Source organism: Bacillus sp. FSL P4-0248 (assembly GCF_038593305.1).
Lineage (GTDB): Bacteria > Bacillota > Bacilli > Bacillales > Bacillaceae > Bacillus > Bacillus safensis.
Map to the genome: position 1 here is coordinate 1,316,011 of NZ_CP151983.1, position 26,329 is coordinate 1,342,339.

33 protein-coding genes are annotated in these 26,329 nt (G+C 40.3%); 25 read left to right on the forward strand and 8 right to left on the reverse strand.

Annotated elements, in window-relative coordinates; all coding sequences use genetic code 11:
• Positions 1-102: 102 nt before the first annotated feature.
• Complete coding sequence (locus tag NST65_RS06635; protein ID WP_111927305.1) at positions 103-1,020, reverse strand: AraC family transcriptional regulator; 918 nt, start codon at positions 1,018-1,020, stop codon at positions 103-105.
• Positions 1,021-1,133: 113 nt separating this feature from the next.
• Between NST65_RS06635 and NST65_RS06640 the strand changes: the two genes are divergently transcribed.
• Positions 1,134-2,030, forward strand: a complete 897-nt coding sequence (locus NST65_RS06640) for an EamA family transporter (RefSeq protein WP_111927307.1) — start codon at positions 1,134-1,136, stop codon at positions 2,028-2,030.
• Positions 2,031-2,182: 152 nt separating this feature from the next.
• Here NST65_RS06640 and NST65_RS06645 read toward each other — a convergent pair whose 3' ends face one another.
• From NST65_RS06645 to NST65_RS06660, 4 genes are all read right to left on the reverse strand, one after another.
• On the reverse strand, positions 2,183-2,398 hold the full coding sequence (locus NST65_RS06645; RefSeq protein ID WP_024424712.1) for a hypothetical protein: 216 nt from the start codon (positions 2,396-2,398) through the stop codon (positions 2,183-2,185).
• 259 nt (positions 2,399-2,657) lie between these two features.
• Positions 2,658-3,935, reverse strand: a complete 1,278-nt coding sequence (locus NST65_RS06650; protein ID WP_034281582.1) for an MFS transporter — start codon at positions 3,933-3,935, stop codon at positions 2,658-2,660.
• Positions 3,936-4,008: 73 nt separating this feature from the next.
• The gene (locus NST65_RS06655) at positions 4,009-4,506 is read right to left on the reverse strand and encodes a L,D-transpeptidase family protein (RefSeq protein WP_034281584.1); all 498 of its coding nucleotides are present in this window, start codon (positions 4,504-4,506) and stop codon (positions 4,009-4,011) included.
• Between the two features lie 156 nt (positions 4,507-4,662).
• Positions 4,663-5,520 carry a metallophosphoesterase gene (locus tag NST65_RS06660; RefSeq protein ID WP_111927309.1) on the reverse strand — a complete coding sequence of 286 codons (858 nt, stop codon included), beginning with the start codon at positions 5,518-5,520 and terminating at the stop codon, positions 4,663-4,665.
• Between the two features lie 138 nt (positions 5,521-5,658).
• On the opposite strand from NST65_RS06660, the gene fadH reads away from it, so the two are divergent.
• The 14 genes from fadH (at position 5,659) to NST65_RS06730 (ending at position 16,313) form a co-directional block, all read left to right on the forward strand.
• Positions 5,659-6,423: a 2,4-dienoyl-CoA reductase gene (gene fadH, locus NST65_RS06665; RefSeq protein WP_081124330.1), complete on the forward strand. Its 765-nt coding sequence runs from the start codon at positions 5,659-5,661 to the stop codon at positions 6,421-6,423.
• Between the two features lie 64 nt (positions 6,424-6,487).
• On the forward strand, positions 6,488-7,708 hold the full coding sequence (locus tag NST65_RS06670) for an EAL-associated domain-containing protein (protein WP_024426863.1): 1,221 nt from the start codon (positions 6,488-6,490) through the stop codon (positions 7,706-7,708).
• Positions 7,709-8,136: 428 nt separating this feature from the next.
• Positions 8,137-9,033, forward strand: a complete 897-nt coding sequence (locus NST65_RS06675) for a manganese catalase family protein (RefSeq protein WP_034281589.1) — start codon at positions 8,137-8,139, stop codon at positions 9,031-9,033.
• A 183-nt stretch (positions 9,034-9,216) separates the two neighbouring features.
• Positions 9,217-9,459, forward strand: a complete 243-nt coding sequence (locus NST65_RS06680; RefSeq protein WP_003212254.1) for a DUF1797 family protein — start codon at positions 9,217-9,219, stop codon at positions 9,457-9,459.
• 146 nt (positions 9,460-9,605) lie between these two features.
• Positions 9,606-10,121 (forward strand): ribonuclease H-like YkuK family protein, encoded by a 516-nt coding sequence (locus NST65_RS06685; protein WP_034281591.1) that lies wholly within the window; start codon positions 9,606-9,608, stop codon positions 10,119-10,121.
• Positions 10,122-10,270: 149 nt separating this feature from the next.
• Positions 10,271-10,462: an antirepressor AbbA gene (abbA, locus tag NST65_RS06690; RefSeq protein WP_003210802.1), complete on the forward strand. Its 192-nt coding sequence runs from the start codon at positions 10,271-10,273 to the stop codon at positions 10,460-10,462.
• A gap of 146 nt (positions 10,463-10,608) precedes the next feature.
• A complete protein-coding gene (gene cbpB, locus NST65_RS06695) occupies positions 10,609-11,052 on the forward strand; it encodes a cyclic-di-AMP-binding protein CbpB (RefSeq protein WP_034281593.1) in 444 nt (147 codons plus the stop codon).
• A 96-nt stretch (positions 11,053-11,148) separates the two neighbouring features.
• Positions 11,149-12,030: a LysR family transcriptional regulator gene (locus NST65_RS06700; protein WP_111927311.1), complete on the forward strand. Its 882-nt coding sequence runs from the start codon at positions 11,149-11,151 to the stop codon at positions 12,028-12,030.
• A gap of 123 nt (positions 12,031-12,153) precedes the next feature.
• Positions 12,154-12,630, forward strand: coding sequence for a flavodoxin (locus tag NST65_RS06705; protein ID WP_070325767.1), 477 nt, complete (start codon positions 12,154-12,156; stop codon positions 12,628-12,630).
• Positions 12,620-13,513 (forward strand): hypothetical protein, encoded by an 894-nt coding sequence (locus tag NST65_RS06710; RefSeq protein WP_034281596.1) that lies wholly within the window; start codon positions 12,620-12,622, stop codon positions 13,511-13,513. The genes NST65_RS06705 and NST65_RS06710 overlap by 11 nt, the downstream gene beginning before the upstream one ends.
• Before the next feature lie 16 nt (positions 13,514-13,529).
• Positions 13,530-13,988, forward strand: coding sequence for a flavodoxin (locus NST65_RS06715; RefSeq protein ID WP_080701188.1), 459 nt, complete (start codon positions 13,530-13,532; stop codon positions 13,986-13,988).
• 109 nt (positions 13,989-14,097) lie between these two features.
• A complete protein-coding gene (dapD, locus tag NST65_RS06720; protein WP_008347987.1) occupies positions 14,098-14,808 on the forward strand; it encodes a 2,3,4,5-tetrahydropyridine-2,6-dicarboxylate N-acetyltransferase in 711 nt (236 codons plus the stop codon).
• 81 nt (positions 14,809-14,889) lie between these two features.
• Positions 14,890-16,020 (forward strand): N-acetyldiaminopimelate deacetylase, encoded by a 1,131-nt coding sequence (locus NST65_RS06725; protein WP_034281599.1) that lies wholly within the window; start codon positions 14,890-14,892, stop codon positions 16,018-16,020.
• A gap of 50 nt (positions 16,021-16,070) precedes the next feature.
• A complete protein-coding gene (locus NST65_RS06730; protein WP_024424725.1) occupies positions 16,071-16,313 on the forward strand; it encodes a YkuS family protein in 243 nt (80 codons plus the stop codon).
• A 22-nt stretch (positions 16,314-16,335) separates the two neighbouring features.
• Here NST65_RS06730 and NST65_RS06735 read toward each other — a convergent pair whose 3' ends face one another.
• Positions 16,336-17,145: a mechanosensitive ion channel family protein gene (locus NST65_RS06735; protein ID WP_024424726.1), complete on the reverse strand. Its 810-nt coding sequence runs from the start codon at positions 17,143-17,145 to the stop codon at positions 16,336-16,338.
• Between the two features lie 271 nt (positions 17,146-17,416).
• On the opposite strand from NST65_RS06735, the gene ahpA reads away from it, so the two are divergent.
• From ahpA to rok, 3 genes are all read left to right on the forward strand, one after another.
• On the forward strand, positions 17,417-17,959 hold the full coding sequence (gene ahpA, locus NST65_RS06740; protein WP_003211758.1) for a biofilm-specific peroxidase AhpA: 543 nt from the start codon (positions 17,417-17,419) through the stop codon (positions 17,957-17,959).
• A gap of 82 nt (positions 17,960-18,041) precedes the next feature.
• A complete protein-coding gene (locus NST65_RS06745; protein WP_024424727.1) occupies positions 18,042-18,500 on the forward strand; it encodes a TlpA disulfide reductase family protein in 459 nt (152 codons plus the stop codon).
• Positions 18,501-18,981: 481 nt separating this feature from the next.
• Positions 18,982-19,554 carry a transcriptional regulator Rok gene (gene rok / locus NST65_RS06750; protein WP_024426871.1) on the forward strand — a complete coding sequence of 191 codons (573 nt, stop codon included), beginning with the start codon at positions 18,982-18,984 and terminating at the stop codon, positions 19,552-19,554.
• Between the two features lie 47 nt (positions 19,555-19,601).
• Here the strand turns inward: rok and NST65_RS06755 are convergent, their stop codons facing one another.
• Positions 19,602-20,531 (reverse strand): sigmaE regulated sporulation protein, encoded by a 930-nt coding sequence (locus tag NST65_RS06755; protein WP_111927313.1) that lies wholly within the window; start codon positions 20,529-20,531, stop codon positions 19,602-19,604.
• Between the two features lie 85 nt (positions 20,532-20,616).
• Here NST65_RS06755 and NST65_RS06760 point away from each other — a divergent pair, with 85 nt between their 5' ends.
• From NST65_RS06760 to moaD, 6 genes are read left to right on the forward strand one after another with little or no spacing between them, the layout of a single operon-like run.
• Positions 20,617-21,198: a molybdenum cofactor guanylyltransferase gene (locus tag NST65_RS06760; RefSeq protein WP_111927315.1), complete on the forward strand. Its 582-nt coding sequence runs from the start codon at positions 20,617-20,619 to the stop codon at positions 21,196-21,198.
• Positions 21,199-21,228: 30 nt separating this feature from the next.
• Entirely contained in the window at positions 21,229-22,245 is a 1,017-nt protein-coding gene (locus NST65_RS06765) for a ThiF family adenylyltransferase (protein ID WP_111927317.1), read from the forward strand.
• A gap of 9 nt (positions 22,246-22,254) precedes the next feature.
• Positions 22,255-23,532, forward strand: a complete 1,278-nt coding sequence (gene glp, locus NST65_RS06770; protein WP_181566869.1) for a gephyrin-like molybdotransferase Glp — start codon at positions 22,255-22,257, stop codon at positions 23,530-23,532.
• Positions 23,514-24,038, forward strand: a complete 525-nt coding sequence (gene mobB / locus NST65_RS06775) for a molybdopterin-guanine dinucleotide biosynthesis protein B (protein ID WP_101677244.1) — start codon at positions 23,514-23,516, stop codon at positions 24,036-24,038. Before glp ends, mobB begins: the two co-directional genes overlap by 19 nt.
• Positions 24,035-24,526, forward strand: coding sequence for a molybdenum cofactor biosynthesis protein MoaE (locus tag NST65_RS06780; protein ID WP_034281605.1), 492 nt, complete (start codon positions 24,035-24,037; stop codon positions 24,524-24,526). Before mobB ends, NST65_RS06780 begins: the two co-directional genes overlap by 4 nt.
• Positions 24,519-24,752: a molybdopterin converting factor subunit 1 gene (gene moaD / locus NST65_RS06785; RefSeq protein ID WP_111927321.1), complete on the forward strand. Its 234-nt coding sequence runs from the start codon at positions 24,519-24,521 to the stop codon at positions 24,750-24,752. Before NST65_RS06780 ends, moaD begins: the two co-directional genes overlap by 8 nt.
• 47 nt (positions 24,753-24,799) lie before the next feature.
• Here the strand turns inward: moaD and NST65_RS06790 are convergent, their stop codons facing one another.
• Positions 24,800-25,177 (reverse strand): hypothetical protein, encoded by a 378-nt coding sequence (locus NST65_RS06790; RefSeq protein WP_034281609.1) that lies wholly within the window; start codon positions 25,175-25,177, stop codon positions 24,800-24,802.
• 517 nt (positions 25,178-25,694) lie between these two features.
• Between NST65_RS06790 and NST65_RS06795 the strand changes: the two genes are divergently transcribed.
• A complete protein-coding gene (locus NST65_RS06795) occupies positions 25,695-26,321 on the forward strand; it encodes a YIP1 family protein (protein WP_101677442.1) in 627 nt (208 codons plus the stop codon).
• Positions 26,322-26,329 lie beyond the last annotated feature (8 nt).

Consider the following 26,329-nt stretch of genomic DNA (forward strand, 5'->3'; position numbering starts at 1 on the left):
GAGGGCATTGAAATTTAAACCATTCTCATTGCTTGTATTTTCAATAGTTATTTATGATGGGTTTAAACACCTTCTTCATTTTAGCAAACACACTATCTGTCATCAGTTTTCTTCTACCCGTTTAATCTGAAGAGAATCAGTCTGTTTTAATTTTCTATATGCTAAAGGTGTCGTATTTTTTATTCTTTTAAACAAATTGATAAAATAGCTTGTGCTGTTGAAACCTACTTGGTAGGCGATTTCTGTGATAGTGAGATCCGTTTCTTGGAGCAGGATGAGGCTTTGCTGAATTCTATATTCATTTACATAATGCATAGGTGATTTCTTTAAAATGTCTTTGAAGGATCTGCAGCATTCTGAGCGGCTAAGCTGTCCTGCACGAGCGATATCTTGGAGAAGGATCTTTTCATGATAATGCTGATGAATCCAATTCAGCATGTGTTTCATCCGTTCATTTTTATCGTGTTTACGCGCATCATGTTTCATTTGGAAGCCATTTTGTAATAAGCTTTTCCAAATGGTGATGAGCTGAATATTGAGTTCAAGTTCATAATAGACTGGAGTTTCATCAATTAATTGTTGAATGGTTTGAATACATTGATAAATCTGCTTTGGCCAGTGATCTTTTCGGTTGAGTAAAATATAAGGTGTCTGGCTCGCATGCATATAAGGATGGACAAAAGTGGTGAATAATTCATTCGCTGTGATGAAAGAGGGAGAGACATTTAAACAAACATAAGTACATGCCGTCCCATTCGCATCTTTTACCATGTGCAGGCAGCCACTATTGATGAAAATGCCATCTCCTTTCTTTACATATAATGTCACTTCATTAATATGAAATTCAGCCTCACCCTCTAAAATAAAGACAAATTGAAACTCGTCATGCCAGTGAAGAGGAATATAGCCGCTTCTATGATGACGAATTTTCGTATGATAAAGAGCAATAGGCCATGCTGTCGTGGAATGCTCCGTTAATTCTTTCAGGTTGTAGTCAATCAGAAAATGATGGTTGTGCATGATTCTCCTCAATATTCTTTTATTTTTATGTTCAATTCATATATCAATATGTAACAAATTGAACTACTATCAACTATATTATCATGATTTGTTGAGAATTGAGGAGAATGAAAATGAATAGGAGAAAGGGCATTTTACTTGTACTCATAGGCGCCATCTGCTGGGGGGTAGGAGGAACGATTTCACAAAAATTGTTTCAGCAATATGGGATTGATGTCAATTGGCTTGTGACGGTCCGGCTGCTCATCTCAGGGGGATTGCTTTTATTTGTTCATGTGATGACAAAAGAAAAAACACATCTGATGGGTGTGTGGCAAAAGAAGAGGACAGCGATGCAAATCCTTCTATTTGGGCTAATGGGGATGCTGTCTGTTCAATATACGTATATGGCATCCATTCAACATGGAAATGCTGCTGTGGCAACGCTGCTGCAGTATACTGCCCCTGTTATGATTATCGCGTATTTGGTCATTCGCAGGCAATCAACCTTCACTAGAAGAGATCTGGTCACAGTGGTATTGGCTTTAGCGGGTATGTTTTTCTTATTGACGAATGGTTCTATTTCAACATTAACCGTTCCATTTGCGGCAGTGATTTGGGGAATATTATCGGCTGTGGCGCTCTCGTTTTATACGTTATATCCAATCAGCCTGTTAAAACAATTCGACTCTTTAGTGGTTGTCGGATGGGCGATGCTTATAGGAGGAGGCGCCCTTAGCTTAATCCATCCCCCATGGAAGGTTGATTTAGCTCATTTACCCTTTGAAGCGTATGTCTATTTATTGTTTGTGGTCATATTTGGAACGATGATCGCTTTTTGGTTTTACATAGAAAGTTTGCAATACTTATCACCAAAAGAGTCGAGCTTAATTGGCAGTGTTGAGCCCCTTGCAGCAGTCGTTACGACTGTTTTCTGGTTAAAAGAGCCATTCGGACTTTTCCAATGGATAGGGACAGCTTGTATTGTCTATATGATTTTATTCTTGGCATTGTATCAGCCAAAAAAATGAGAGGGGTGGGTGTTGAACAATAGAAGGAATGATAAGAAGAATTGACTGAATGAAATATAAATAAAGTGAACTATTAGTTCATGATAACTACCTATTTATTAAAATGGGTAGTTTCTCAAATAATATTTTTTTATATGATGTAAGCAGATGAATTATTTTGTATGAATAGAATAAGCGCAATAAAAACAACCATTAAAGTCAGTTTCATTCGTCATTTGTTTGGCTTCACCCATGGCGCTCTCCCCATTCATATGCATGCCAATCAATGTACGGCTTGCAGCATCACCTAAAAATGCACAATCTTCTGTATGTACAACAAACTGTCCCTGTTCATTCTTTGTATGAATAAAATAGTAACTTTTTAGCATTTCCTTCACCTCCAACCTGACTATCCTACTATAAAACGTTTAATGATGTAAAGGAATTTTATTGTGAAAAACAAGAAAAAATGGATCAACAAAACAAAACGAGAGGTGCTAAATGGATGGAGGGGTTAGTAAAGCGAGGTATATGTGATTTATTTATGCATGCTTCAAACAGATTCTATGGGCAGAGGAAATGACATGAAGGACGTTTCAGCCATGCAAAAAGGACTTTCCTGAAAAGAAAGTCCTTTTTGCTATTTACTTATTGAACTCCCTGACCCTTTAGTTCACGCTGCACGTCTAAGTCGGCAGCTTCTCTGCTGAACTTTGGCAGTGTAATGAAGTAAAAAAGGAAGACGAGTAAAATAATAAAGCCCATTCCGTAATAAATATAAGAAACATTTGTAATGAGTTTTGGAAATAATACAGCAATCAGACCTAATGTCATCGATTGAGCAAACATAGTGAGCGGATCAACCCATCCTGACACACGGCCCATCAGGCGAGGGTGGACGATTCTAGGCAGCCAGCCGCCAATGACAATGTTGACTGGGCCAATGCATGTACCAATGACAAATGATGTGACATAAAACAACCATAATGTATGGGTAGAGCCAAGGACAAAAATCAAAATACCTGCGACCAGAATTGGAATCGACATGAGATATTGCATCTTTACCTTTTTAGCGAGGACAGAGCCCATTAAGCTTCCAACGAGCAGTCCTGCACCGATCGCAATGGTAAAGAAGGATGTATGCAGTTCAAAATGGTCCGGTGAAAGTCCATATTTCATTGTAAACATCGGAAGAACGGCAAATGCGCCATTGACAAGACCGAAAACAAAAAAGCCAAAAATTAAAGAAGCCAATAATTTGTTTTTTAAAATATACAGAATGCCTTCTTTAAAATCTTTCAGAGACGTTTTGATGGTCATGCCTCTCCAGCCAGCTTGTCCATTTGGCTGGCGCGCTTCAATTGGAATGTTACATGAACGAATCAGGATGCCTGAAATAATAAAGCTGACTAAATCAATTGTAATGGCACCGTGAAGTCCAATCGTTTTATACATAATGGCACCAATACCAACGCCAAATACCATAAATAAACTAAACAGCATTTGATTTAAGCCAGCGGCTTTTGCATATTGATCTTTATTTAAAATGGCCTGAACGAGAGAAGCTTCAGCTGGATAGAAGAATTTCGTAATGGCACTTCGAATAAACAAGATCAAGAAAATAAGTGGCAGTGAATTAAAATAAATAACGATGAATAATACAATCGTCAGCCCAGCTCGTATCCAATCACAATTCTCTGCGACTTTTTTACGATCAAAACGGTCTGCGACTACACCGACCATAAAAAAGACAAAGACGGTAGGAAGAGAATACATGAGCTCAGCCAATGTGGCGTATGCGGGCTGATGACTAAAATGGTCGAGCAAATAAAAGGCAAACGCCATATTGCCTACTGTTGTCCCCATTTGCGAAGCTAGTGCTGCAAAAAAGAGACGAACAAAATTTCTGTTTTTAAAAATATCCATAAATACGCTCCTTAACCTGAAGATCCCACTTTATATCATATAAAATTTTAACCATTCGTACAATTGATTTCATCTACTGGCTAATGGTCACAGGTGTTCCGTTTGGAACGAGTGAAGCAAGCTCGATGACATTCTGATTATACATGCGGATGCATCCTCTAGAAACAGCTTTACCAATTGAAGACGGGTTATTCGTACCGTGAATGCCGTAATGAATTTTTGAGAGGCTCAGCCAATAAGCGCCAAAGGGCCCTCCTGGGTTTGGCTGTCTGTTGACAATATAATAAGAACCTGTCGGTGTCATATTTAAAATTTTCCCTGTTGCAATCGGATACGAACGAATAAGCTGTGATCCAGAAAACAAAACGAGACGTTTCGTTGAAATCGAAACAAAAATGCGGTAAGGGATCGTATTAGGATCCGGCAAACCAGGAATGATAATGACCTCATTTTGTTCGGGCTCGCGAGCTTGAAATGACGGATTTGCAGCCTTTAAGGCATTTGTTGTAGTTCGAAAATCAAGTGCTATAGAAGCAAGGGTTTCTCCACTTTTCACCGTGTATCGAAGCACCAAAGCACACTCCTTTTACTCAAATAAAAGAAGCCATGATGCCGTCACTTGACATACTATATGGACGGAATCAGGCCCAGTAAGGTTTCTCCTAACATTTGTCATGAAAAAGAACTTTGATTATACATATGCAGGAGAGGGCGGTTTGGCTTCTATTTATACGCGAGATGTCAAGGTAAAAAAGGTTAACTCGGGTTTGGCTAAAAACCGAAGCGGCAGCCGCGTTGTTCCAAGTCCACGGTTGACATAGATGCGGTGCTGATCGATGCCGTATAAACCTTCTACATATGTACGGCCGTAAGGTGCTGTGAGAACCGGTCCATAGAAAGGCAGCTGCACTTGACCGCCATGCGTATGCCCGGAAAGCTGCAAGTTAATAGGTGTTGTTTTCAGCTCTAAAGCGGCATCAGGCTCATGGACGAGCAGTAACGTAAATAAATCAGATGATACTTCCCGTTTGATCAAATCGTAATCAGGCACGCTCATCATGAGATCATCCAGTGAAGCAATCTGAATATGCGCATGATCTTTTTCTAATAGAAACACATCATTTTTGCATAAAGTAAATCCACAAGCCTCCATTGTTTTCTCATAGAGCTCCACGCCAAATGGTCCGTAGTCATGATTTCCGTAGATGGCAAGCTTACCGAACGGAGCATGAAGCTTATTCAAATAAAGCTTCGCTTTTTCATGCTCTTCAGAGGATGCTTGAAAATCAACGAGATCACCTGTGAACACAATGAGATTTGGAGATGCAGCATTGATTTTCTGGACGATGGCTTCTAGATTCTTCGCAGGGAATGTATCACTCAAATGAACGTCACTAAATTGGGCTATTTTAAACTGGTCAAATGAAGCTGGAAGCTGAGCATCTTGAATGGTCAGTGACACGGTATCGATCATGCGCGGCTCAATGTACCTGGCATATCCATATCCACAACTTGCAGCCAAAAAACCGAGAATACTCGCACCAGCTGCTCCTTTTAAAAATTGTCTGCGGGAAAGCTGCTTCATATAAGACTCCTTTATAAATAAAATTAAGTATAGCATCATATTTGGAAAATCTCCCATATGGTGCACCGAGGGTCAATCATGATATGATAGACAATAATGAATGAATAGTCATTCAAATGACACAGAGGGGGAGAACAAATGACGAAACAAACAGTGATTGTCACAGGGGGATCAAGCGGTATGGGGAAGGCGATGGCTGCTCATTTGGCAGCTGAAGGCTGGAATGTCGTGATTACTGGTAGAACGGAAGAGACGCTGGAAAAGACGGCAAAAGAAATGAAGCAGAAGGGCGGATCGGTCGCTTATTTCCAAATGGATGTACGAAACCCGGAGGATGCTGACCATATGGTCAAGTTTGCAGTGGATACATTTGGTGATGTCGATGCCCTCATTAACAACGCAGCAGGAAATTTTTTAGTGCCAGCAGAAAAACTGTCTCCTAACGGCTGGAAGGCTGTCATTGATATTGTGTTAAATGGTACATTTTTTTGCAGCCATGCAGTGGGGAATTACTGGATTCGTCAAAAGAAAAGGGGGAGTATGATTAACATGGTGGCCACCTATGCATGGGGTGCTGGTGTAGGCGTGGCGCATTCGGCGGCAGCAAAGGCCGGTGTGTTGTCTCTCACTCGAACGCTTGCTGTGGAATGGGGGAAGCAATATCGCATTCGCGTCAATGCGATCGCACCAGGTCCAATTGAGAGAACAGGCGGTGCAGATAAACTATGGGAATCTGAAGAGGCAGCGCAAAGAACAATAGATAGTGTTCCTCTTGGCAGACTGGGCACACCTGAGGAAATTGCAGCGCTTGCGAGCTTTTTATTGTCTGAGCATGCGTCTTATATAAATGGAGATTGTATCACGATGGATGGGGGACAATGGCTCAACCAATCACCATTTTGATTGACGATGTAAGACCTGCTTTTGATGTGGTATAATCACACAAAGAGAGAAGCAGGTGATGAAAATGGTCGATCCATTGGATATTTTAACGAATATTGAAGATGTTTTCCCGCACTATCAAGCAATATTCAGTGCGGAAGAGCAAAAAGTGATAGGCTATGAGATTCTAGGAAGAATGAAGCTTGAGTCAGAAACGGTCAGCCTAGGCTCCTTCTTTACGGATTCATCTATTCCTGACGAATATAAATTGGAAGTAGATCACAAAGTATTGACTCAAGCACTTGATCTCTTCACAACTGCAGATGACGATTTGCTCATTTTTATTAATCATGATGCCAATATCCTCATGCTGGATCATGGTGAAAGTTTTTTAGAACTTTTAAAGGAATATGAAGCAAGGGGCATTCAGCTTAACCGGTTTGTTATTGAGTTTGCAGAGCATACGTTTAGCGGCGACATTGAACAGCTATACCATACGTTAACGTATTATCGTACATATGGGATTAAGATCGCCGTCTCAAATATAGGAAAAGAAAGCAGTAATCTGGACCGGATTGCCTTGCTTTCACCTGATTTATTAAAAATAGATTTACAGGCATTAAAGGCATCGGCTCCATCTCCTTCCTATGAATATGTCTTGTACAGCATTTCATTGCTTGCAAGAAAAATAGGAGCTGCCTTAATTTATGAGGATATTGAAGCAAATTTCCAGCTGCAGTATGCTTGGAGAAATGGCGGGAGATATTTTCAAGGGTTCTATCTTCATGAGCCTGCAGGAGAATTAATCGACCGAAGCCACCGAAAAGATCAGCTTAGAGAAGAATTCCAGCAATTTATTGCCCATGAGAAAAAGAAGCTGCAAGCTGTCTACGAACATTCTGAAACATTTTATAAACGAATTCATCAAGCTGTTACGACTTTAAAGAAATCGTGCAGCACAAATGATGAGCTCATTCAAAAGCTGGCACTTGAACTAACAGATTGCAGCTTTCGGATTTATATGTGTAATGAAGAAGGTTTTCAAATCACTGGAAATGTGTTTAAAAAAGAAGAAGAATGGCTGTTTCAGCCGGAGTATATAGAAAAAAACTGGAGCTGGCGTCCTTATTTCCTAGCAAATATTCTTCAAATGAGAATTAGCGGAAAAGGATTTTTCAGCGATATTTACAGTGATTTAGAAACCGGTGAGAGGATACGTACGTTTTCTTATCCTTTAGAGGGTGATATGTATTTGTTTATAGACCTTCCGTATGCTTATTTATATGAGCAAGATGGATTAATTTGAAGACGCGGCGTGAAGACAAACCCTCGCATTCGTTGTTGTCACTCCAGCGTGCCAGTGCTCACGAATGTACAATCGTTCCGCTCTGGTACTCGTCCTTCCTAGACTTCAAAGGTTTTCTATCACGCTGAAATATAAACAAAAGGCATTTTAGCCTTTTGTCTCAATCTGAGCAGCCTCGCAGGCTGCTTTTTTTGATAGAAAAAAGAAATAAAAAATGGTTGACAATGAAACTGATAATCATTATCATTTAGTTATAGAGAGAAGCTACTCTCTGTTCCCCAACCCCTCTATCAGATCAAGATCCAAAAAACTTGGCGCTACCCCCGCCAAGTTTTTTTTGTGCTTCAATCTTTCCCTTCATGCATAGGACAGCCCAAACTCTCCATACATCTTAAGTGATGATAGTTAGACGGTAGGAGGGAAACATCATGATCAAACGTGACATGCGGCTGCTCATTGATTTGCCAAGACCAGATCACCCAGATGCAAATGGTGCCGCTGCTGTGCAAGAATTACTCGGCGGGAAATTCGGTGAAATGTCCACATTAAATAATTACATGTTTCAATCCTTTAACTTTAGAGGAAAACGAAAACTCAAACCGTTTTATGACCTCGTATCCAGTATTACGGCTGAAGAATTCGGTCATGTCGAGCTCGTAACCACAGCCATCAATCTCATGATTACAGGAACCACCCATGGCGGGGATCCAGATACGACGCCGATGAAGGCAGCTGTCGATAAACGAAATACACAGCATTTTATTCAAACAGCCCAAACAGGCTATCCGTTTGATTCAATGGCAAAACCTTGGACCGGAGAGAATGTGTTCTCAAGTGGCAACCTCATTCTTGATCTCCTCCATAATTTCTTTCTTGAATGCGGAGCTCGTACGCACAAAATGCGTGTATATGAAATGACGGACCATCCTACAGCAAGAGAGATGATCGGTTATTTACTTGTCAGGGGCGGCGTGCATATTGTGGCATATGCAAAGGCACTTGAAGTCGCTACAGGAGTAGATTTAGGGAAAATGCTGCCAATCCCAAATCTCGACAACAAATACTTTGATTCAGCGAGGAAATTTGAAGACCAGAATGTTCATACAAAGCTGTACACATTTAGTGATACGGATTACAAGGATATCAATAAAATTTGGAAAGGCAGCCACCCGATTGATGGAAAGCCGCTGACAGTCATTGAGGGCACCCCGCAAGGAGCACCTGTGCCAGATTATAGAGAATTGCCAGAAGAGTTTGCTCCGGGGATTTCTAAAGAAGATTTTGATGAAATTGCGAAACGGCTGATGAGATCTGCCGGTTTATAAAAATCATGGTGCATGAGATGAGAAAAAAGACTCAAACTAAAAAAACAGATTCTTTTTCTTTTTTGAATTCAAGAGGAAAAATATCATCTGAGAACACTTTATGGTATGATGCTTTGTAGGACTTGTGTATAATCAATACGGGTTCATCTTGAGTTGTTTTTTTGAAAGGAGTCTTTTTTTAGAATGTCACAATTAATGGGTATCATTACAAGGCTGCAAAGTCTTCAAGAGACAGCAGAAGCTGCAAACGAGCCGGCACAGCGTTATTTCGAAGTGAACGGTGAGAAAATCTGTAGTGTTAAGTATTTCGAAAAGAATCAAACGTTTGAATTGACTGTTTTTCAACAAGGGGATAAGCCAAATACTTTCCCATTTGACAACATTGATATGATTTCGATTGAGATTTTTGAGCTTCTACAATCCTAAGCTGAATCGTATGAAATGTTTTTTCTGAGGATTCCTTCGTTTATTGCGGCAGCATACATGGATCATCATAGATGAGATGTACAAATGGAAGATGATCAATCAGCGCATTTTTCGGATAAGAGACCATTAAAAAGGAGTTCCTTTCTGTGAGTGATTCTTTTTTCTACAATCTTTCTGAAGATCATTTAGCGTTTTCTGATGTCGTCATGAGAATGAAAGACTTTATTCGAAAAGACCCTAGATCCGCCTATGTGTTATCAATTGGTACGGACTCTCAGGTCAATCAAAATGTCACAACATTTATGACTGCAATTCATCTCCACCGGATTGGCAAAGGAGCTTGGGGTTGTCTCACACAACAAGTGATCGAGAGAGCCGTGCAAAGTCTTAGAGAAAAAATTTCATTAGAGACAGCGTTTAGCCAAAAGGTATGTGCAGACATCCTTGAGGGGCCTTTAACAGAACTGATGGATTTGCTTCTTCCGTTTGCTGAGGAAGGGGCAGACCTTCGTTTTGAAGCCCATCTGGATATTGGCAAAAAAGGAAGTACGAAAGAGCTGATTCAGGAAATGACCGGAATGATCACAGCTATGGGAATTGAAGCAAAAATAAAACCCGACTCATATGCAGCATTTTGCTATGCCAATCGATACACAAAATAAATTCCGTCATTTTTCTCCAAACCTTGTCGAAACGTGCGGTTGACGATTCGATTCTAGTTCCTTATTCTAGCTGTATAGAGAGGAAGCAGACATTCAAAAGCCTGCTAATCAATATAAAAGCATATATGAAACAGGGGGCCTGATGTTGAATGAGCGTCATCGAAAATCGTTTTAATGAAGAAGAGAAAAAGCTATTATTAAACGTATTGCTGAATCAGGAATATGCTGTCGAATTACTAAGCAGTGAGATCAATGATATAGAATGTGGAACAAAAAATGTCGACGACAATACGTATAAGCAATTGATCACATTGTATGACAGAGTAAGGTTTGAGAATTAATATTGATTTAACATTCTATTAGATACTCGGGGGCTGAGTATCTTTTTTATGCAGAAAAAATCTTTCGACAAATTTCGTTTTAGTTTATGCTTAATGGTAAAGGGGAATGTATGATTGATGATTGAGAGAAAAGGGGTCGAAGAAACATGATAGAGATAGAACCGACTCAATTGCTTGAGTCAACAGTAGCCGAGCATATGATTGATGCAGATAAGGTGGCACATGTTCAAATTGGAAATAATCTTGAGCATGCCCTATTGGTTCTAACAAAAACAGGATATACAGCCATACCGGTATTAGACGCTTCTTATCATTTACACGGGTTAATTGGAACGAATATGATTATGGATAAAATCTTCGGTTTAGAACGTATCGAATTCGAGAAGCTGGACCAGTTGAAGGTTGAAGAGGTCATGCTGACGGATATTCCGAGACTTAAAACAACAGATCCTGTACTAAAAGGCGTTCACGCTGTGACGAATAATGGATTTGTTTGTGTAGAAAATGAGGAGCAGGTCTTTGAGGGCATTTTTACTCGACGAGTTGTATTAAAGCGCTTAAATGAGGTCATTCATTCCGCGAAAAAATGAGCTGCAGCCCAGCTTATTTTTTTTGCCTTCATAAGTTAAAATTTATATAATGGCTATATAAAATAAGAAAAACTTATAGAGAGAAAGGGGACGCCCATGCAGCTTCAGGAGTTACATATGCTTGTTGTGCTAAGTGAAGAATTGAATATGAGAAAGGCTTCAGAGCGGCTCTTTGTCTCTCAGCCTGCATTATCTCAAAGATTGCAGACGATCGAAAAGGAATGGGGAACCAAAATCTTTTTTCGTTCACAAAAGGGGCTGACTGTGACTTCGGCAGGTGAACAGATTATTCAATTTGCAAAAGAGGTGACGGTTGAACAGGATCGAGTGAGAGAGCGAATTGATGAACTTGAGGGTGATATTCACGGTACACTCAAGCTTGCGGTGGCGTCGATTATTGGACAGCACTGGCTACCAAAGGTGTTAAAACGGTATGTTGAAAAATTTCCAAATGCCAAAGTATCACTCGTTACTGGCTGGAGCAGTGAAATGCTCAAAAGCTTGTATGAAGATCACGTGCACATAGGAATCATTCGCGGTAACCCTGATTGGAAGGGGACAAAGGAATACTTGATGACAGATCATTTATATTTAGTCGATTCCGTGATCAAGGACGTAGATGAATTAATCAAGACAGAGCGGCCATTTATCCAATTTAAAAGCGACAGCACGTATTATCAGGAAATCCAGCACTGGTGGCACCAAAAATTTAAAGTGTCTCCAAAGCAGACGATTCTCGTGGACCAAATTGAAACATGTAAACAAATGGCCTACCACGGCATCGGCTACGCCATTTTGCCTTCTGTTACATTATATGACCACGAAAAAAGTGTTTATAAAACACCGCTTGTTGATGTGAACGGAGAGCAAATCGGCCGTGACACATGGCTGCTAGGCTATGAAGCGTCTTTTCAGCTAAAACAGGTGCAAGCTTTTGTCGGTGTGGTTAAAGAAATGCTTGAAAATGATGCGGTGTAAGTACCTTCTTGGAATAGGGAGGTACTTTTTTTTATGAAATCATTTGACAATGAAAATCATTATCATTTAAAGTGTACATATAATAATTGAAAATGATTATCATTTAGATGAGGTGACCGATAGATGAAAGCACTAATTACATTTGCGAGTATGTCTGGAAATACGGAAGATATGGCAGCGATCTTAAAGCAAACACTTGAAGGAAAAGGGATCGATACAGAAATGATGGAATTTGATGATACGAATGCAGAAGACCTTTCCTCATACGATTACGTATTCATTGGTTCTTATACATGGGGTGATGGAGATTTGCCTTATGAAGCAGAGGATTTTTATGAAGAGGTCTCTACTCTTGAACTTAGCCACATTAAAGCAGCTGTCTTTGGATCGGGTGATTACAGCTATCCGAAGTTTTGCGAGGCTGTCCATACATTCCATGACATGTTGAAATCAACGGGTGCATCCGTTTTTCCTGAAACATTAAAAATGGAGCTTGCACCGGATACAGATGAAGATGTGGCGTGCTGTCAGGAATTTGCAGCGAGCTTTTTAACGTGGGCTGCTTTGTCTGAGAAACGAGTTGAAAATCATGTTTCATAAAGGAGCAACAGCCGTTGCAGCATCTAAAAGTGGTGGATACTTTGTTGCTGTAAAACGTGAAGGCATTTTTCACTATAGTGTGGAGAGCGGATGGCAGCAGCTATTTAAGCTCAAGCATAAAATCCATGCGATCAGCTATATTGGCCCTTATTTATTCGGTGTTGGTGAAAATGGCACAGTAATTAGATCAGGAGATGAAGGCAACACATGGGCGTTATCTTCATTCCCAACAAATGCAGTCGTTTGGTCTATTACAGGACGCAAAGATGGGTTTGTATGTGCGCATGGAAAACATAGTATCTATGTGTCAAATGATTTCGGAATTTCCTGGGAAATTATGAAGCCATTTGCTCATGTGAATCATCCGCCGGTCATTCGTTCTTTATGTGCTGCAGGTGACCATCTTTATATTGGAACACAGATTCATGAGGTTCACGGAGGAATATGGGTGTATGACTTGCAAAGTGAACAGATTTTTCTTCTAAACAGAGAGGAGCACCGCATGACAGCTTCTATGCTGCTCTGTCATGAACATCTTCTTGTTTGTGCGTTAGGTTCAAAAAAAGGCAAAAAAGGATCTGTTCAAATTTTAGATTTACATACAAATATTCTGCATGATATTCAATCACAGGCCTTTGCTAGAGAAGAATCATTTTTGGATGTGTCAGAGGATAATGGCATTGTGTATGTGACCACCTCACAAGACGAACACGGATTTTCTAAAGTGTATCAGCTTGATATTGAGCAAAAAGAGCTCAAATGGTTTGATACGATCAAAGGACATGGTTTTCGTGTAGCCAATCAAAACGAAAACTTTTTCTGTGCGGGTTTATATGAAAGTAAGTTTGTCAGGCCATATGAGGAGCCTGCATTGATTCATTGATAAGGAGGAAGAAAAAGTGACAGAAAAGGTTTTATTGGTATATGCCACGATGTCTGGAAATACAGAAGCGATGGCAGATTTAATTGAAAAAGGGTTAACGGAAGCAGGAGCCAGCGTAGACCGGCATGAAGCGATGGATATTGATGCCGAGCTGCTCAATGATTACTCGCACATTATGTTAGGGGCGTATACATGGGGAGATGGCGATCTTCCGGATGATTTTATTGATTTATATGAAGAAATGGATGACCTTGATTTAACGGGTAAAGCATTTGCAGTATTTGGTTCTGGCGATACATCTTACGAACATTTTTGCGGAGCTGTTGACCTAATTGAAGAAAAAGTGAAGGAGCTTGGCGGTGACATTGTCCTGCCTTCAGTTAAGATTGAGCTGAATCCAGAAGGGGAGGAAGAAGACGAATTAATTTCTTTTGGCAGACAATTTGTTCAGCTTCACCAGCAAGAAGCGGGATAATCGGTCCCGCTTGTTTTATTTTCCATTGCGGAGATGACTCTAACACTTGTCATTAAAACACTCCTTTGGTACAGTAATGAAGTATAAATTAAGAGGAGGACATACATACATGAAACAAATGGACGCTAATGAAATTATTTCATTTATTCAAAATAGTACAAAATCAACACCTGTCAAAGTCTATATCAAAGGAGACTTAGAAGGTATTGAGTTTGGTGAACATGCAAAAACATTCATCACAGGAAACACTGGAGTTGTTTTCGGTGAGTGGAGCGAAATTCAAGAAGCGCTAGCATCTAACAAAGATAAAATTGAAGATGTTGTCGTGGAAAATGACCGCCGCAACTCTGCAATTCCGATGTTAGATTTGAAAAACATTAAAGCCCGTATTGAGCCAGGGGCAATCATTCGTGACCAAGTTGAAATCGGTGATAATGCAGTCATTATGATGGGTGCTTCAATTAATATCGGTTCTGTGATTGGCGAAGGTACGATGATTGACATGAACGTGGTGCTTGGCGGCCGTGCGACAGTAGGTAAGAACTGTCATATCGGTGCTGGATCTGTTCTTGCAGGTGTCATTGAGCCGCCGTCTGCTAAACCAGTTGTTGTAGAAGATGACGTTGTCATCGGTGCGAACGCTGTTGTTCTAGAAGGCGTGACAATTGGTAAAGGTGCAGTAGTAGCTGCTGGTGCGATCGTTGTAAACGATGTAGAGCCTTACACAGTTGTAGCAGGTACACCTGCTAAGAAAATCAAAGACATTGATGAGAAAACAAAAGGTAAGACTGAAATCAAACAAGAACTGCGTCAGCTTTAATTATATAATTCGCAGCTGAAGACAAAGACGTGGATGAGATATCCACGTCTTATTCGTATAGAAGAAAGGAAGTGAGTTCACTTGTTAAATCGTGAGCAATTAATATCCATTCGAAGAGATTTACACCAAATCCCTGAGCTTGGTTTCCAAGAATTTAAAACTCAAGCGTATCTCATTCAGCACCTTAGCACCTATTCAAAAGATCGAGTTGAGATTGAAACGTGGCGAACTGGGCTTTTTGTGAAAGTGAAGGGAACAAACCCAACGCGCGTATTTGCTTATCGTGCAGATATGGACGGTCTGTCTATTCCTGAGGAAACAGGGTATCCATTTGAATCTGTGCATGAAGGAAAGATGCATGCATGTGGACATGACCTTCATATGACCATTGCACTTGGTATCATTGATCATTTCGTTCATGAACCGATCAAAGAAGACGTATTATTTATCTTCCAGCCGGCAGAAGAAGGGCCAGGCGGAGCTGAACCGATGCTTGCAAGTGATGTATTGAAAAAATGGACACCAGACTTTATTACAGCGCTGCATATCGCACCTGAATATCCTGTTGGAACAATTGCTACGAAGCCTGGTTTGTTATTTGCCAATACGAGTGAGCTTGTGATTGAGCTTGAAGGAAAAGGCGGACACGCTGCATATCCTCATTTAGCAAATGATATGGTTGTTGCCGCAAGTGCACTTGTAGGTCAGCTGCAATCGGTCATTTCGCGTAATGTCGATCCCCTTGATAGTGCGGTCATTACAGTCGGTACAATTACCGGTGGAACGGCTCAAAATATTATTGCGCAGCATGCAAAGCTTGACGGTACCATTCGCACACTATCCCCAGAGTCTATGGACAAGGTGAGAAAGCGAATTGAAGCATTGGCAAAAGGCGTTGAAATTGGCTACGAATGCAAGGCAACCGTTCAATACCCTTCATCTTATTACGAAGTGGACAATTCAAAGGATTTGACAGAGGAATTTATGTCATATGTAGCCGAAGAAGGGCTAGCAAATGTGATTGAATGCAGAGAAGCCATGACAGGAGAAGATTTTGGCTACATGCTGAAAAAATATCCCGGCTTCATGTTTTGGTTAGGGGTCGATTCAGAATACGGCCTGCACCATGCAAAGCTCCAGCCTGATGAAAACGCGATTGAAACAGCTGTGAATGTCATGACGGCTTATTTTAAAAAGCAAGCTGGGGAATGAATAATCGAGCTGCCTCCTGTACACCTTATGAACAGGAGGTGTTCTTGATTATGACAAGAATTGGTGTAGAACAATCTTTATCCGATGTAGAAGAACTATTGAAGCAAAAAGGATATGATGTCGTACGTATTCAAAATGAACAGCAAATGGATCAGTGTGACTGTTATGTCGTCACAGGACTAGATTCAAATGTTCTTGGCATTTCAGACACAACAACAAAGGCATCTGTTATTACAGCATCAGGTATGACGGCTGATGAAATTTGCCAAGAAGTAGAACAGCGTGTTCAATAAAACAAGAAAAAGAACCGGTAGATTATGATCCCGGTTCTTTTTGCTCTTTTTCTATATCGAGTACTTCTTTCATTTTTTTGCGCAAGATTCGTTCCACTCGCCATTGCTCCATTGTTTCAGTTTTCGCTATGATGCGCAGCACAAGGGAAGAGGAACCGAACGCCTCTACGCCGACAACTTGAGGACCTTCGATAATTTGAGGAGTTTCCTCCCGCACTTCATCACAGGCAGCTTGGAGGGCTGTGATCATCTGATCCACATTTTCATCCGGTGACAGCTCAATATCAACGAGTGCCTGCATCGTCCCTCTTGAATGATTGCTTACATTCAGTATGCTGCGATTTGGAATGAAATGAAGGGTGCCGTCAAAGCTTCGAAGCTGCGTGGTTCTTAGGCCAATTTGTTCGACAATCCCATCGAAGCCAGCGACCGTTATATATTCTCCTACATCAAATTGTTTTTCCAATAATATAAAGAATCCAGTCACAATATCACTCACTAACCCTTGAGCGCCAAAGCCGATCGCAAGTCCCACAACGCCCGCACCTGCCAGTAAAGCGGTCGGGTTATAATGAAATAAGTCGAGGATCATCACAACTAGAATAAAAATCAATAAGTAGGCGAAAATATTTAACGTCAAACTTTGCAGTGTCTGAGCTCTTGATAAAGAGACCTCATGCTTTTCAGCGAATGTTGAATAAGCGCGCTTAATCATCTTGTTTCCTATGGCTCTGATGATAAAGTAAATGGCAAAGATGGCGACTAGTTTTAGCAAAATCATACTGCTATTGAGGATAATGGAAACCCAATCTACTTGTTGAAATGCTCTCATAATCTTCAAAACCTTTCTATGTATGCTCTAAAAGAGAAGCTAATCATTTGTTCCCTTATGCAAGTCATGTTAAACTTTTGATAAGTAGAGCAGGAATTGTGACAAATCGTTAATTAAATTTATTATTAATTAATATTGACTAAAAATCGCATAAGTATTATAATTGTAATTGTGAAGTTATTAACTAAATGAGAATTTTAAGTTTTGATTCTCATTTTATATACAGCTAAGAAGACTGTATAAAGATATTATTTTTTGGAGGGATTTACATATGGCAGAGCGTTTTGTAGGAAAACAAGCTCCACGTTTTGAAATGGAAGCAGTACTTGCTAACAAGGAATTTGGTAAAGTAAGTTTAGAGGAAAACATGAAGAATGACAAATGGACAGTTCTTTTCTTCTATCCAATGGATTTCACATTTGTTTGCCCAACTGAAATTACAGCAATGAGCGATCGTTATGACGAGTTCGAAGATTTAGATGCAGAAATCATTGGTGTATCTACTGATACAATCCACACGCATCTTGCTTGGATCAATACAGACCGTAAAGATAATGGTCTAGGTGAATTAAAATACCCGTTAGCTGCTGATACTAACCACACAGTATCTAGAGAATACGGCGTTTTAATCGAAGAAGAAGGAATTGCTCTTCGCGGTTTATTCATCATTAACCCAGAAGGCGAACTACAATACCAAACAGTATTCCACAACAATATCGGTCGTGATGTAGATGAGACATTACGTGTTCTTCAAGCATTACAAACTGGTGGACTTTGCCCAGCGAACTGGAAACCTGGTCAAAAAACACTTTAATTGATAACTGAAGAAACAGGAGGGTCTAACTGATGTTAGACCTTTTTGTTTCGACACATACAATGGATGGAGGCGCTTCATAATGAAATTACGTCAACCAATGCCAGAACTAACTGGTGCAAAAGAATGGTTAAATGGAGAAGTAACAAAAGAAGATTTGATTGGTGACAAACCAACATTGATTCATTTCTGGTCAGTCAGCTGTCATCTTTGTAAAGAGGCAATGCCTCAAGTCAATCAATTCCGTGATGAATACAAGGATCAACTAAACGTTGTGGCAGTTCATATGCCTCGTTCAGAGGATGACCTAGATCTAGAAAAAATCAAAGAAGTTGCGAAAGAGCATGAAATCACGCAGCCAATCTTTGTGGACAGTGATCATCACTTAACAGAAGCCTTTGAAAACGAATATGTACCGGCATATTATGTATTTGATAAAACAGGTGCTTTGCGCCACTTCCAAGCCGGCGGAAGCGGAATGAAAATGCTTGAAAAACGTGTCAATCGAGTGCTTTCTGAGTCTGAAAAGGCTGCAGAATAAGCTTTTCCCCCATAAATGGGGGTTTTTTCATGGACAAAATTAGGAAGCATATGGCTTCGGATGAGTTTTTATGTAGGTGTTATTCCTAAGAAAAGAGAAAATGAGGGAGTTTATTAAAAAATATCCCTGAAACAAAAAGGTATAACGACCTATTTACATTTTTGTTTTGAAATGAAAATGTAAAGATTTTAACTTTTTACTATTCAGAACGTTTTTGCACAAAAGAAATTTCAGTTAGGTAAATAACTATATAAATCAAGTAGTATAAGCGTTTATTCAATTTTTTTACAATATTTTAAGGTTTGTCAAAAGCCTATAGTGGCAATGAAATGGGTGCCGATTTTTCCTCTTTGGCAAAATTTTAGTTGAAAATACCTATCTGTTAGCAAACTGTAAAATGATAAAAAAATAGTTGATAAAATTAGTTTTCTAATCTAATATTTACTATAGAATATTTTTTATATGATGAGGGGGAAATCCATTGTTTAATGAGAGGGAAGCGTTACGTTTACGATTGGAACAATTAAACGAGGCAGAAGTAAAGGTCATCCGTGAATACCAAATTGAGCGAGATGCGATTTATGCAAAATTAAGAGAATTAGACCGTCAAGGAACAGGTCTAGTGTCAGATACAAAAAAAGAAGTACGTACAGAGAGAAAGACGGATTCACTGCCTGTATTAGCTGAGCTTGCTGCGCAAGAAATGAGAAGCTACCAGCAGCCGGCACAACCACAATCATCATCTTTAGGAACAGGACAGCTAAACGGTGCGCCTGTAGGTATTCCTGAAGGATCGACAAGACGCAGAAGAGGCACAGCTCGTCCTGGCTCTAAGGCAGCGAAGCTTCGTGAAGCTGCGATTAAAACGTTAAAGCGTCATAATGCAGCGATTAAAAGCTCAGAGCTTCAAAAAGAGATCGAAAAAGAGAGCGGTCTTGAAATCCCAAATATGACAACGTTTATGCAAAGCTTAATTAAAATGTACCCTGAAGTGAAGAAGCCTTATCGCGGACAGTATATTTTAGAAGGCGACATTCAAACAGAAGACGAATAAATAAAAAACTGCTGGGCATAAAAGCCAGCAGTTTTTTATTTTGAGAATTATTTCTTTTGATCAACTGTATAGACAATTTTGCGTTCCTTGGTGCGTTCCTTGGGCAGGTGATCACGCTGTTTTTTGAAGCTGTCGATTTTGACTGTCATGACTTCTCCATTACGCTGCACTGCATCGACTTGTTCCTGAAGTGTTTGAACTTGTTCGTTGAGTTTCTTCAAGATCGGTTCGATTTCTTCTGTCGTTTGCAGGATGTGGTCTCGTGAGAATGGCTGTGCATTTGTTTGTGCTGACTGGTCAATATCAGCAAAATGAGATGCAATCCATTCTTCGCTTTCTGCTAACTGTTTTTGATAGCTTGTGAGTGTTTCGTAAAAAATCGCTTCTTTTGCTTTTTCAATTTGCAGTAATTTCTCCTGTGTTTCATAAAAACGCTCTTGAAGATGTCTGACGCCTTCCTGTAATACATGGAGCTCTGCGTTTTTATTGCCCAATGTTTGCTGCAGCTTCTCAATCACTGCGGATAAAGTATTTCCTTTTTTCTCCTCTTTTGCAAGTCGTTTATCTTGATCCTCTATCCGTTCATTTAATTGTTGAGAGATTTCTTTATATTTGACAACTTTCAAATGCAGCCTGTGTTTTTCTTCTGTTTCTTTTCTTCTATGATAGGTTTCCTTTTGCAGCATCTCATGGAGAAGGACCATTTTATGTAATAATTCTGATTTGCTGTAGGAGAGATCCTGTATTTTTGAGGCAGCATCGTTTTGATCATTGGTCATTTCATCCAATTGTTGTTTTAATTGCGTGAAATTCTTTTTCATCTCATGATATTCTTGAGTTAACTTCTTATTTTTAGAATACGTATATGAGGACTGTAAATCAGAGATCATTTGTTGATATTTGGCAGTTTCAGCTTTTAAGTATAAATTCTCTTGAGATAAATCATGGAATAGGGGAGAAGCATGACGCCTGTTCATCGATAGACCCTCCTTATTCATGTTACCAATAAAGTATGCGAAAGGAGTGCGATTAGAACAACCATATCAAAGGAGGACTTAGAGGATGCACGTAGTGAATGTCATTTTAGCTGGAGGCGCTTCCAGACGCTTTGGAGAGCCAAAGGCAAGTTATATGTATCAAGGGAAACCATTATATGAGCATGTGAAAGAGCAGCTTTTAGAAGGGCAGACGGTCATCATCAGCCATCCGTCGCTTCTTCCTTTTTTCAAAGCAAGAGGTGAACAAAGTGTGTGGTTAGATGATGAAGAGGTGCGCGGATGCGGACCGCTTGCCGGCATATATACGGCGATGCAAAAGCAAAAGGCAGATTGGTATTTAGTGACGGCATGTGACATGCCTTTCATACGGAAGGAAACAGCGGAAGTGTTATCGTCTTATTGCAGCGAGCACGCAGACGCCGTCATCCCGCTTGATCAGGGCAGATTACAGCCTTTATTTGCGTTTTATCACCGCCGCTCTCTGCCGTTTATTCGCGCGTGTTTAAAAGAGAATCAATTAGCCATTAAAGACTTGCTTCAAAAGCTTCAAGTGCGCATCGTTTCAGAGGAAGAACTGAACGTGACATCAAACGAATTTCGTAATATCAATAAAAGAAGCGATTTACCTGAAAACGGTATGATATGATACATAAAAAACGGTGAGGAGAGAGCAGCATTGAATGACCGATATTCAAGACAAATCTTGTTCCCTCCGGTTGGGGAAAAAGGACAGCATGCGCTGGCTGAAAGTCATGTTCTGATCGTTGGAGCCGGTGCTCTTGGTACCGCCTCTGCGGAAGGGCTTGTTCGGTCTGGCATCGGTACGCTTACGATTGTCGATCGTGATTATGTGGAATTTTCAAATTTACAGCGGCAGCAGCTGTACACGGAACATGATGCAAACGCACATGTGCCAAAAGCAGCTGCGGCAAAAAAACGTCTCGAGCAGATCAATCATGAAGTGAAGATACACGCCCTGATTGAAGATGCAGGGGCGGAGCTGTTAAGGCCGTTATTCCAGAGAGCAGATATCGTCATTGATGCAACAGATAATTTTGAGATAAGAATGGTGATGAATGATTTATCACTAGAAACGAAGACGCCGTGGATATATGGCGCTTGTGTGAGCAGTCAGGGGATGTATATGGCCATATTGCCGGATAAAACGCCATGTTTATCATGTGTGTTCACGGCAATGCCTGTTGGCGGCTTGACGTGCGATACAGCGGGGATTATTTCACCTGCCGTTCAAATGGTTTCTGCTTATCAGCAAACAGAGGCACTCAAATATTTAACAGGTCATGAAGAGCAAATCGAGCGGAAATTTGTCACGTTTGATCTTTGGCAGTCTACATCCTTTAAAATGGATTTATCTCGCACTAAAGAGAAGACCTGTCCAACTTGCGGCACGGCAAGAACCTATCCTTATTTACATGATCAGCGTAAAAAATCGACGGTCCTTTGCGGACGTGACACCGTTCAAATTGTATCGAAGGATTTAGCAAAACTATCATTTCAGCATATAAAAGAGCGGCTCTCATCTATATGTGAGGTGGAAGTAAACGACTTCTTAATCCATGTACGCTACGAAAACTACCGAATGGTCTGTTTCAAAGGGGGACGTGCATTAATCCATGGAACAAACGATGAAAAAGAAGCCAATTCATTACTAGCAAGATTGCTAGGGATATAGGAGTGATGTGTGATGGAAAGACGGCAGCCAATACAAGTAGAAGAGGCCATAAAGAAAGTCCACCAATACGAAAAACATGGAGAAATAGAATGGGTCCCTTTAAAGGACAGCCTTGGACGGTTTATTGCAGAAGATATTTTGGCAGACCATGATGTTCCGGCATTTGATCGTTCTCCGTATGATGGCTTTGCACTTCGGGCAGAAGATACAAAAGAAGCATCAAGCGAGCATCCAGTTGAATTCGAAGTCATTGATCATATTGGTGCAGGAATGGTCTCAGCAAAAACCATCGGTCCCTTTCAGGCCATTCGTATTATGACAGGAGCAAAAATTCCAAATGGCGCAAATGTCGTTATCATGATTGAATTGACGAAGACTTTTGAAAAAGGCGGCAAATCATTCATGTCACTGAAAAGACCGCTGAAAAAGGGAGACAATATTTCTCGTCAAGGAGAAGAGGTACTCAAAGGAAACGTGATGGTCAAAAAAGGAACAGATGTCACTCCTGGCGTCACGGCTCTATTGGCGACATTCGGATATGCGGTAGTGCCAGTTGTCAAAAAACCGGTGATTGGCATTATCTCAACAGGCACAGAGCTTCTTCAAGTAAGTGATGCCATGGTGGACGGCAAGATTAGAAATAGTAATCTTAGTATGGTCTATGCGCAGGTACTTGAGGCCGGAGCTGAGCCGCTTGATTTAGGCGGAGTCTCCGATGACTTTGACAAAAGTTATCATGCAGTAAAAGCAGCCATGAGCAAGGTAGACATTCTGATCACAACAGGCGGTGTGTCAGTGGGCGATTTTGACTTTCTGCCTGCCATTTATGAAAAACTGGGAGCCAAGGTGCTGTTTAATAAAGTAGCCATGAGACCTGGAAGTGTGACGACTGTGGCTGCAATGCCAAATGGTCAATTGCTGTTTGGGCTGTCCGGAAATCCTGCTGCCTGTTTTGTGGGCTTTGAATTATTTGTGAAGCCGATCATCTATAAATGGTATATGAAAGGAAATCCATTTCCCGCTTTTGCTGAGGCGAAACTCACACATGATTTTCCAAAAGCCAATCCGTTTACTCGTTTTGTCAGGGCTGCCCTTCAATTCACTGGCAGTCACATCAGTGTGACTCCGACAGGTCTTGATAAATCAAGTGCAGTGACCTCTATTGCAGAGGCTAATTGTTTCATCGTGCTGCCTGGGGGAACAAGAGGTTTTCAAGCAGGTGATCAAGTTGCTGTTCTGCTGTTTCAGCACAAAGGCGGTGGTTCCTCGTGCTGGATGACAAATTAAGCATATTACAGGTGGTCGGTTATCAAAATAGCGGCAAGACTACCTTGATCGAAAAGCTCTGTCAGCTGGCTGAACGTGAAGGGCTGAAGCTAGGCTGCTTTAAACACCATGGACATGGCGGGACACCAGATCGTCTTTTCAAAGAAAAAGATACCGATCGATATGTACAAGCAGGGGCATATGCCGCAGGTGTGGAAGGAGAGGGTGAATTTCACTTTTCGATGCAGCACATCACGTTAGAGCAACTGCTCAGCATGTGTCAGCTTCTTCCGTTAGACGCTGTTCTCATAGAAGGGTACAAACAGGCGCCTTATCGCAAAATCGTTTGTGTAAAGAATGAAGAGGAGCTTATTGACCTTTCAACTCTTTCTAATATACAAGCAGCTATTTATTTTTCTCAAGAGGATCCATTAACCGAAAATTACCCGTTTCCTGTGTTTTCAGCTTTTGATAAGCGCGGGATGACATTTGCTTTTCACTTATTGAAGGGAGGCGGCACGTTTTGAGCGAACTTTTTAAAATAACAAAAACGCCGATTGAGGTAAACGAATTGATTCAGCATGTGACAAGACGAAAGGCAGGCGCGATTACAACGTTTATCGGGACGGTCAGAGAATGGACAAACGGCAAGAAAACATTGCGTTTAACGTACGAAGCATACATACCAATGGCGGAAAGCATGCTAAGGCAGATTGGACAAGAAATGAAGAATCGGTGGCCTGACACTGAAGCAGCGATTGTGCACCGTATTGGAACACTTGAGATAACGGATATTGCTGTTGCGATCGCCGTTTCTTCTCCTCATAGGAAGGCTGCCTACGAAGCCAATGAATATGCTATTGAACGAATCAAGGAAATCGTTCCTATTTGGAAAAAAGAATATTGGGAAGATGGAGAGGCCTGGATAGGTAATCAGCTTGAAACGGTTTCATATCCAGAAGGTAAACCTAGCCATCTTCAACTTGCAGAGAAAGAAGGTGATCAGCATGATTAATGTGTTATTGTTCGCCGGCCTTGCTGAGAAGGCCGGGAAACAACAAATCATCATTCAAAAAGAACAAACAACGGTTGATGAGATTAAAATAGAATTACAGGAGATATATGGTGTTGATGCTACACAAAATGTAATGGTTGCAGTCAACGAAATATATACGAGGGAAAATGCTGAAGTGCGTAGCGGGGACACTGTTGCACTCATTCCTCCTGTAAGTGGTGGATAATAGATATTAGAGGATTTGGTTATGGCCGCCCGGCTGTAACCAATTTTTTATGTGTGAAAAGTTTGTAGAGGTACTTGGGTATGATCTTCGTAAATAAAACATCCCCTTCTTGCTTTAGAAATGTGAGGATCGAGCTGCTGAATGAGATCATACAATTCGCTGATTCGTCTCACATTGAAATCTGTTTGGGCTTGAAGCTGTTCCTTTAATTCTTTTGTGCTCACAATGCTTCCCTTTTTCTCTTTGATAATATCTACACATCTTGCAGCGTAGTATATTTTGTCGTTAGAAGGTCTGCTTTCTTTCATATCAAGTAATTTGAGCTCATGATAAATCGATTCTCTTTCCTTTCGAAAGTATTGCCATGCTTCTTGTTCCTTTTCATACAGTAAAATCAATTGCATTTTCAATTTTTCTCTTAACATTCACTTGACTCCATTTCCACTATCATTTAACCTACCTCTATTTTACATTATATGAAAAAATAACTTTTGATCAAGTAAAATCCCTTTATTTTTAATTTTTTAATATGAAAGTATTGATACTAAAGACTTATTTGTTCTGTAAAAGAAACCAATCATAGTCCTATAAAGCCGGGATTTGTCCAAATTACTAGGATTATTTTAACAAAAAATTGTTGTGTCTATCTAAGACCATGCGAATCCAAAAGAAAAGGATATTTATTCCGAAAGACATATTGTTTACTTAATAAAATGTTTTTAAGTCAGTAAAAGCACGATTCTTGATATGAATATGGTCGGATCATGGGGTCATTTGAAGGGTTTCATTCGTGAAAATAGAATAATAGATAAAATTTTTTCTCAACGAAAATAAGAAAATCAAATGATCGATCACTTATTGGCAATCTTTTGATAAAATAGAAAGAAAAAGAGCGTCATTGTGCGTTTGCATATTTGCTTGACATAGAGAGGATGACATTTGGTGAAAGAAAACATGCAAAAACCTACGATCATTGGAGTGAGCACAAGACCATCAGAGCACCTGAAAAGAGTATGGGAAAATCCAGTTGTTTGGTGGCCTTTATCTTGTGTGCTTATTTTAACAGTTGTTGTGACTTATTTGTCTGAGCTCGTAAATAAGGGAATGTGGGCAGATTTAAGTTTGCCGGTACCTGTTGTTTATGTGGTGACGCTCATTGGTCTGGTATTTGGGATTGTCATCAATGCTGCTATATATAAGTTCATCGTATTTTTAGCGAAAGGTGATGCATCATTTCGGCAGCTGTTTTCAGCGGTTCTGTTCATTACACCCGTTACGATCATTGGGACGATTATTTCTCATTTGGCAGTCATCCTTTTTCATGTTCCAAAAGATGTCACGGTTACTTCGTTAAACGCACTCATTCGAATTTCTGGTCCATGGCATGCGGTGTTAGCCAATATCGATCTATTTGTGATCTGGAATCTTGTTTTAACAGGCTTTTTATTCATCCAAGTTGGGCGTATATCACCGAGAATTTCTTGGGTGATTATAGGCGTCTTTTATATCTTATCGTTAATTTTTCAATATGTAGGAACAGCAATTAACATATCAGTAAGCTGGGGGTAGAATGTTTT

Coding starts and splice junctions, on each gene's coding strand:
- NST65_RS06635 (WP_111927305.1), bottom strand. CDS start 1,020: ATGCACAACCATCATTTTCTGATTGACTACAACCTGAAAGAATTAACG.
- NST65_RS06640 (WP_111927307.1), top strand. CDS start 1,134: ATGAATAGGAGAAAGGGCATTTTACTTGTACTCATAGGCGCCATCTGC.
- NST65_RS06645 (WP_024424712.1), bottom strand. CDS start 2,398: ATGCTAAAAAGTTACTATTTTATTCATACAAAGAATGAACAGGGACAG.
- NST65_RS06650 (WP_034281582.1), bottom strand. CDS start 3,935: ATGGATATTTTTAAAAACAGAAATTTTGTTCGTCTCTTTTTTGCAGCA.
- NST65_RS06660 (WP_111927309.1), bottom strand. CDS start 5,520: ATGAAGCAGCTTTCCCGCAGACAATTTTTAAAAGGAGCAGCTGGTGCG.
- fadH (WP_081124330.1), top strand. CDS start 5,659: ATGACGAAACAAACAGTGATTGTCACAGGGGGATCAAGCGGTATGGGG.
- NST65_RS06670 (WP_024426863.1), top strand. CDS start 6,488: ATGGTCGATCCATTGGATATTTTAACGAATATTGAAGATGTTTTCCCG.
- NST65_RS06675 (WP_034281589.1), top strand. CDS start 8,137: ATGATCAAACGTGACATGCGGCTGCTCATTGATTTGCCAAGACCAGAT.
- NST65_RS06680 (WP_003212254.1), top strand. CDS start 9,217: ATGTCACAATTAATGGGTATCATTACAAGGCTGCAAAGTCTTCAAGAG.
- abbA (WP_003210802.1), top strand. CDS start 10,271: ATGAGCGTCATCGAAAATCGTTTTAATGAAGAAGAGAAAAAGCTATTA.
- cbpB (WP_034281593.1), top strand. CDS start 10,609: ATGATAGAGATAGAACCGACTCAATTGCTTGAGTCAACAGTAGCCGAG.
- NST65_RS06700 (WP_111927311.1), top strand. CDS start 11,149: ATGCAGCTTCAGGAGTTACATATGCTTGTTGTGCTAAGTGAAGAATTG.
- NST65_RS06705 (WP_070325767.1), top strand. CDS start 12,154: ATGAAAGCACTAATTACATTTGCGAGTATGTCTGGAAATACGGAAGAT.
- NST65_RS06710 (WP_034281596.1), top strand. CDS start 12,620: ATGTTTCATAAAGGAGCAACAGCCGTTGCAGCATCTAAAAGTGGTGGA.
- dapD (WP_008347987.1), top strand. CDS start 14,098: ATGAAACAAATGGACGCTAATGAAATTATTTCATTTATTCAAAATAGT.
- NST65_RS06730 (WP_024424725.1), top strand. CDS start 16,071: ATGACAAGAATTGGTGTAGAACAATCTTTATCCGATGTAGAAGAACTA.
- NST65_RS06735 (WP_024424726.1), bottom strand. CDS start 17,145: ATGAGAGCATTTCAACAAGTAGATTGGGTTTCCATTATCCTCAATAGC.
- ahpA (WP_003211758.1), top strand. CDS start 17,417: ATGGCAGAGCGTTTTGTAGGAAAACAAGCTCCACGTTTTGAAATGGAA.
- NST65_RS06745 (WP_024424727.1), top strand. CDS start 18,042: ATGAAATTACGTCAACCAATGCCAGAACTAACTGGTGCAAAAGAATGG.
- NST65_RS06755 (WP_111927313.1), bottom strand. CDS start 20,531: ATGAACAGGCGTCATGCTTCTCCCCTATTCCATGATTTATCTCAAGAG.
- NST65_RS06760 (WP_111927315.1), top strand. CDS start 20,617: ATGCACGTAGTGAATGTCATTTTAGCTGGAGGCGCTTCCAGACGCTTT.
- moaD (WP_111927321.1), top strand. CDS start 24,519: ATGATTAATGTGTTATTGTTCGCCGGCCTTGCTGAGAAGGCCGGGAAA.
- NST65_RS06790 (WP_034281609.1), bottom strand. CDS start 25,177: ATGTTAAGAGAAAAATTGAAAATGCAATTGATTTTACTGTATGAAAAG.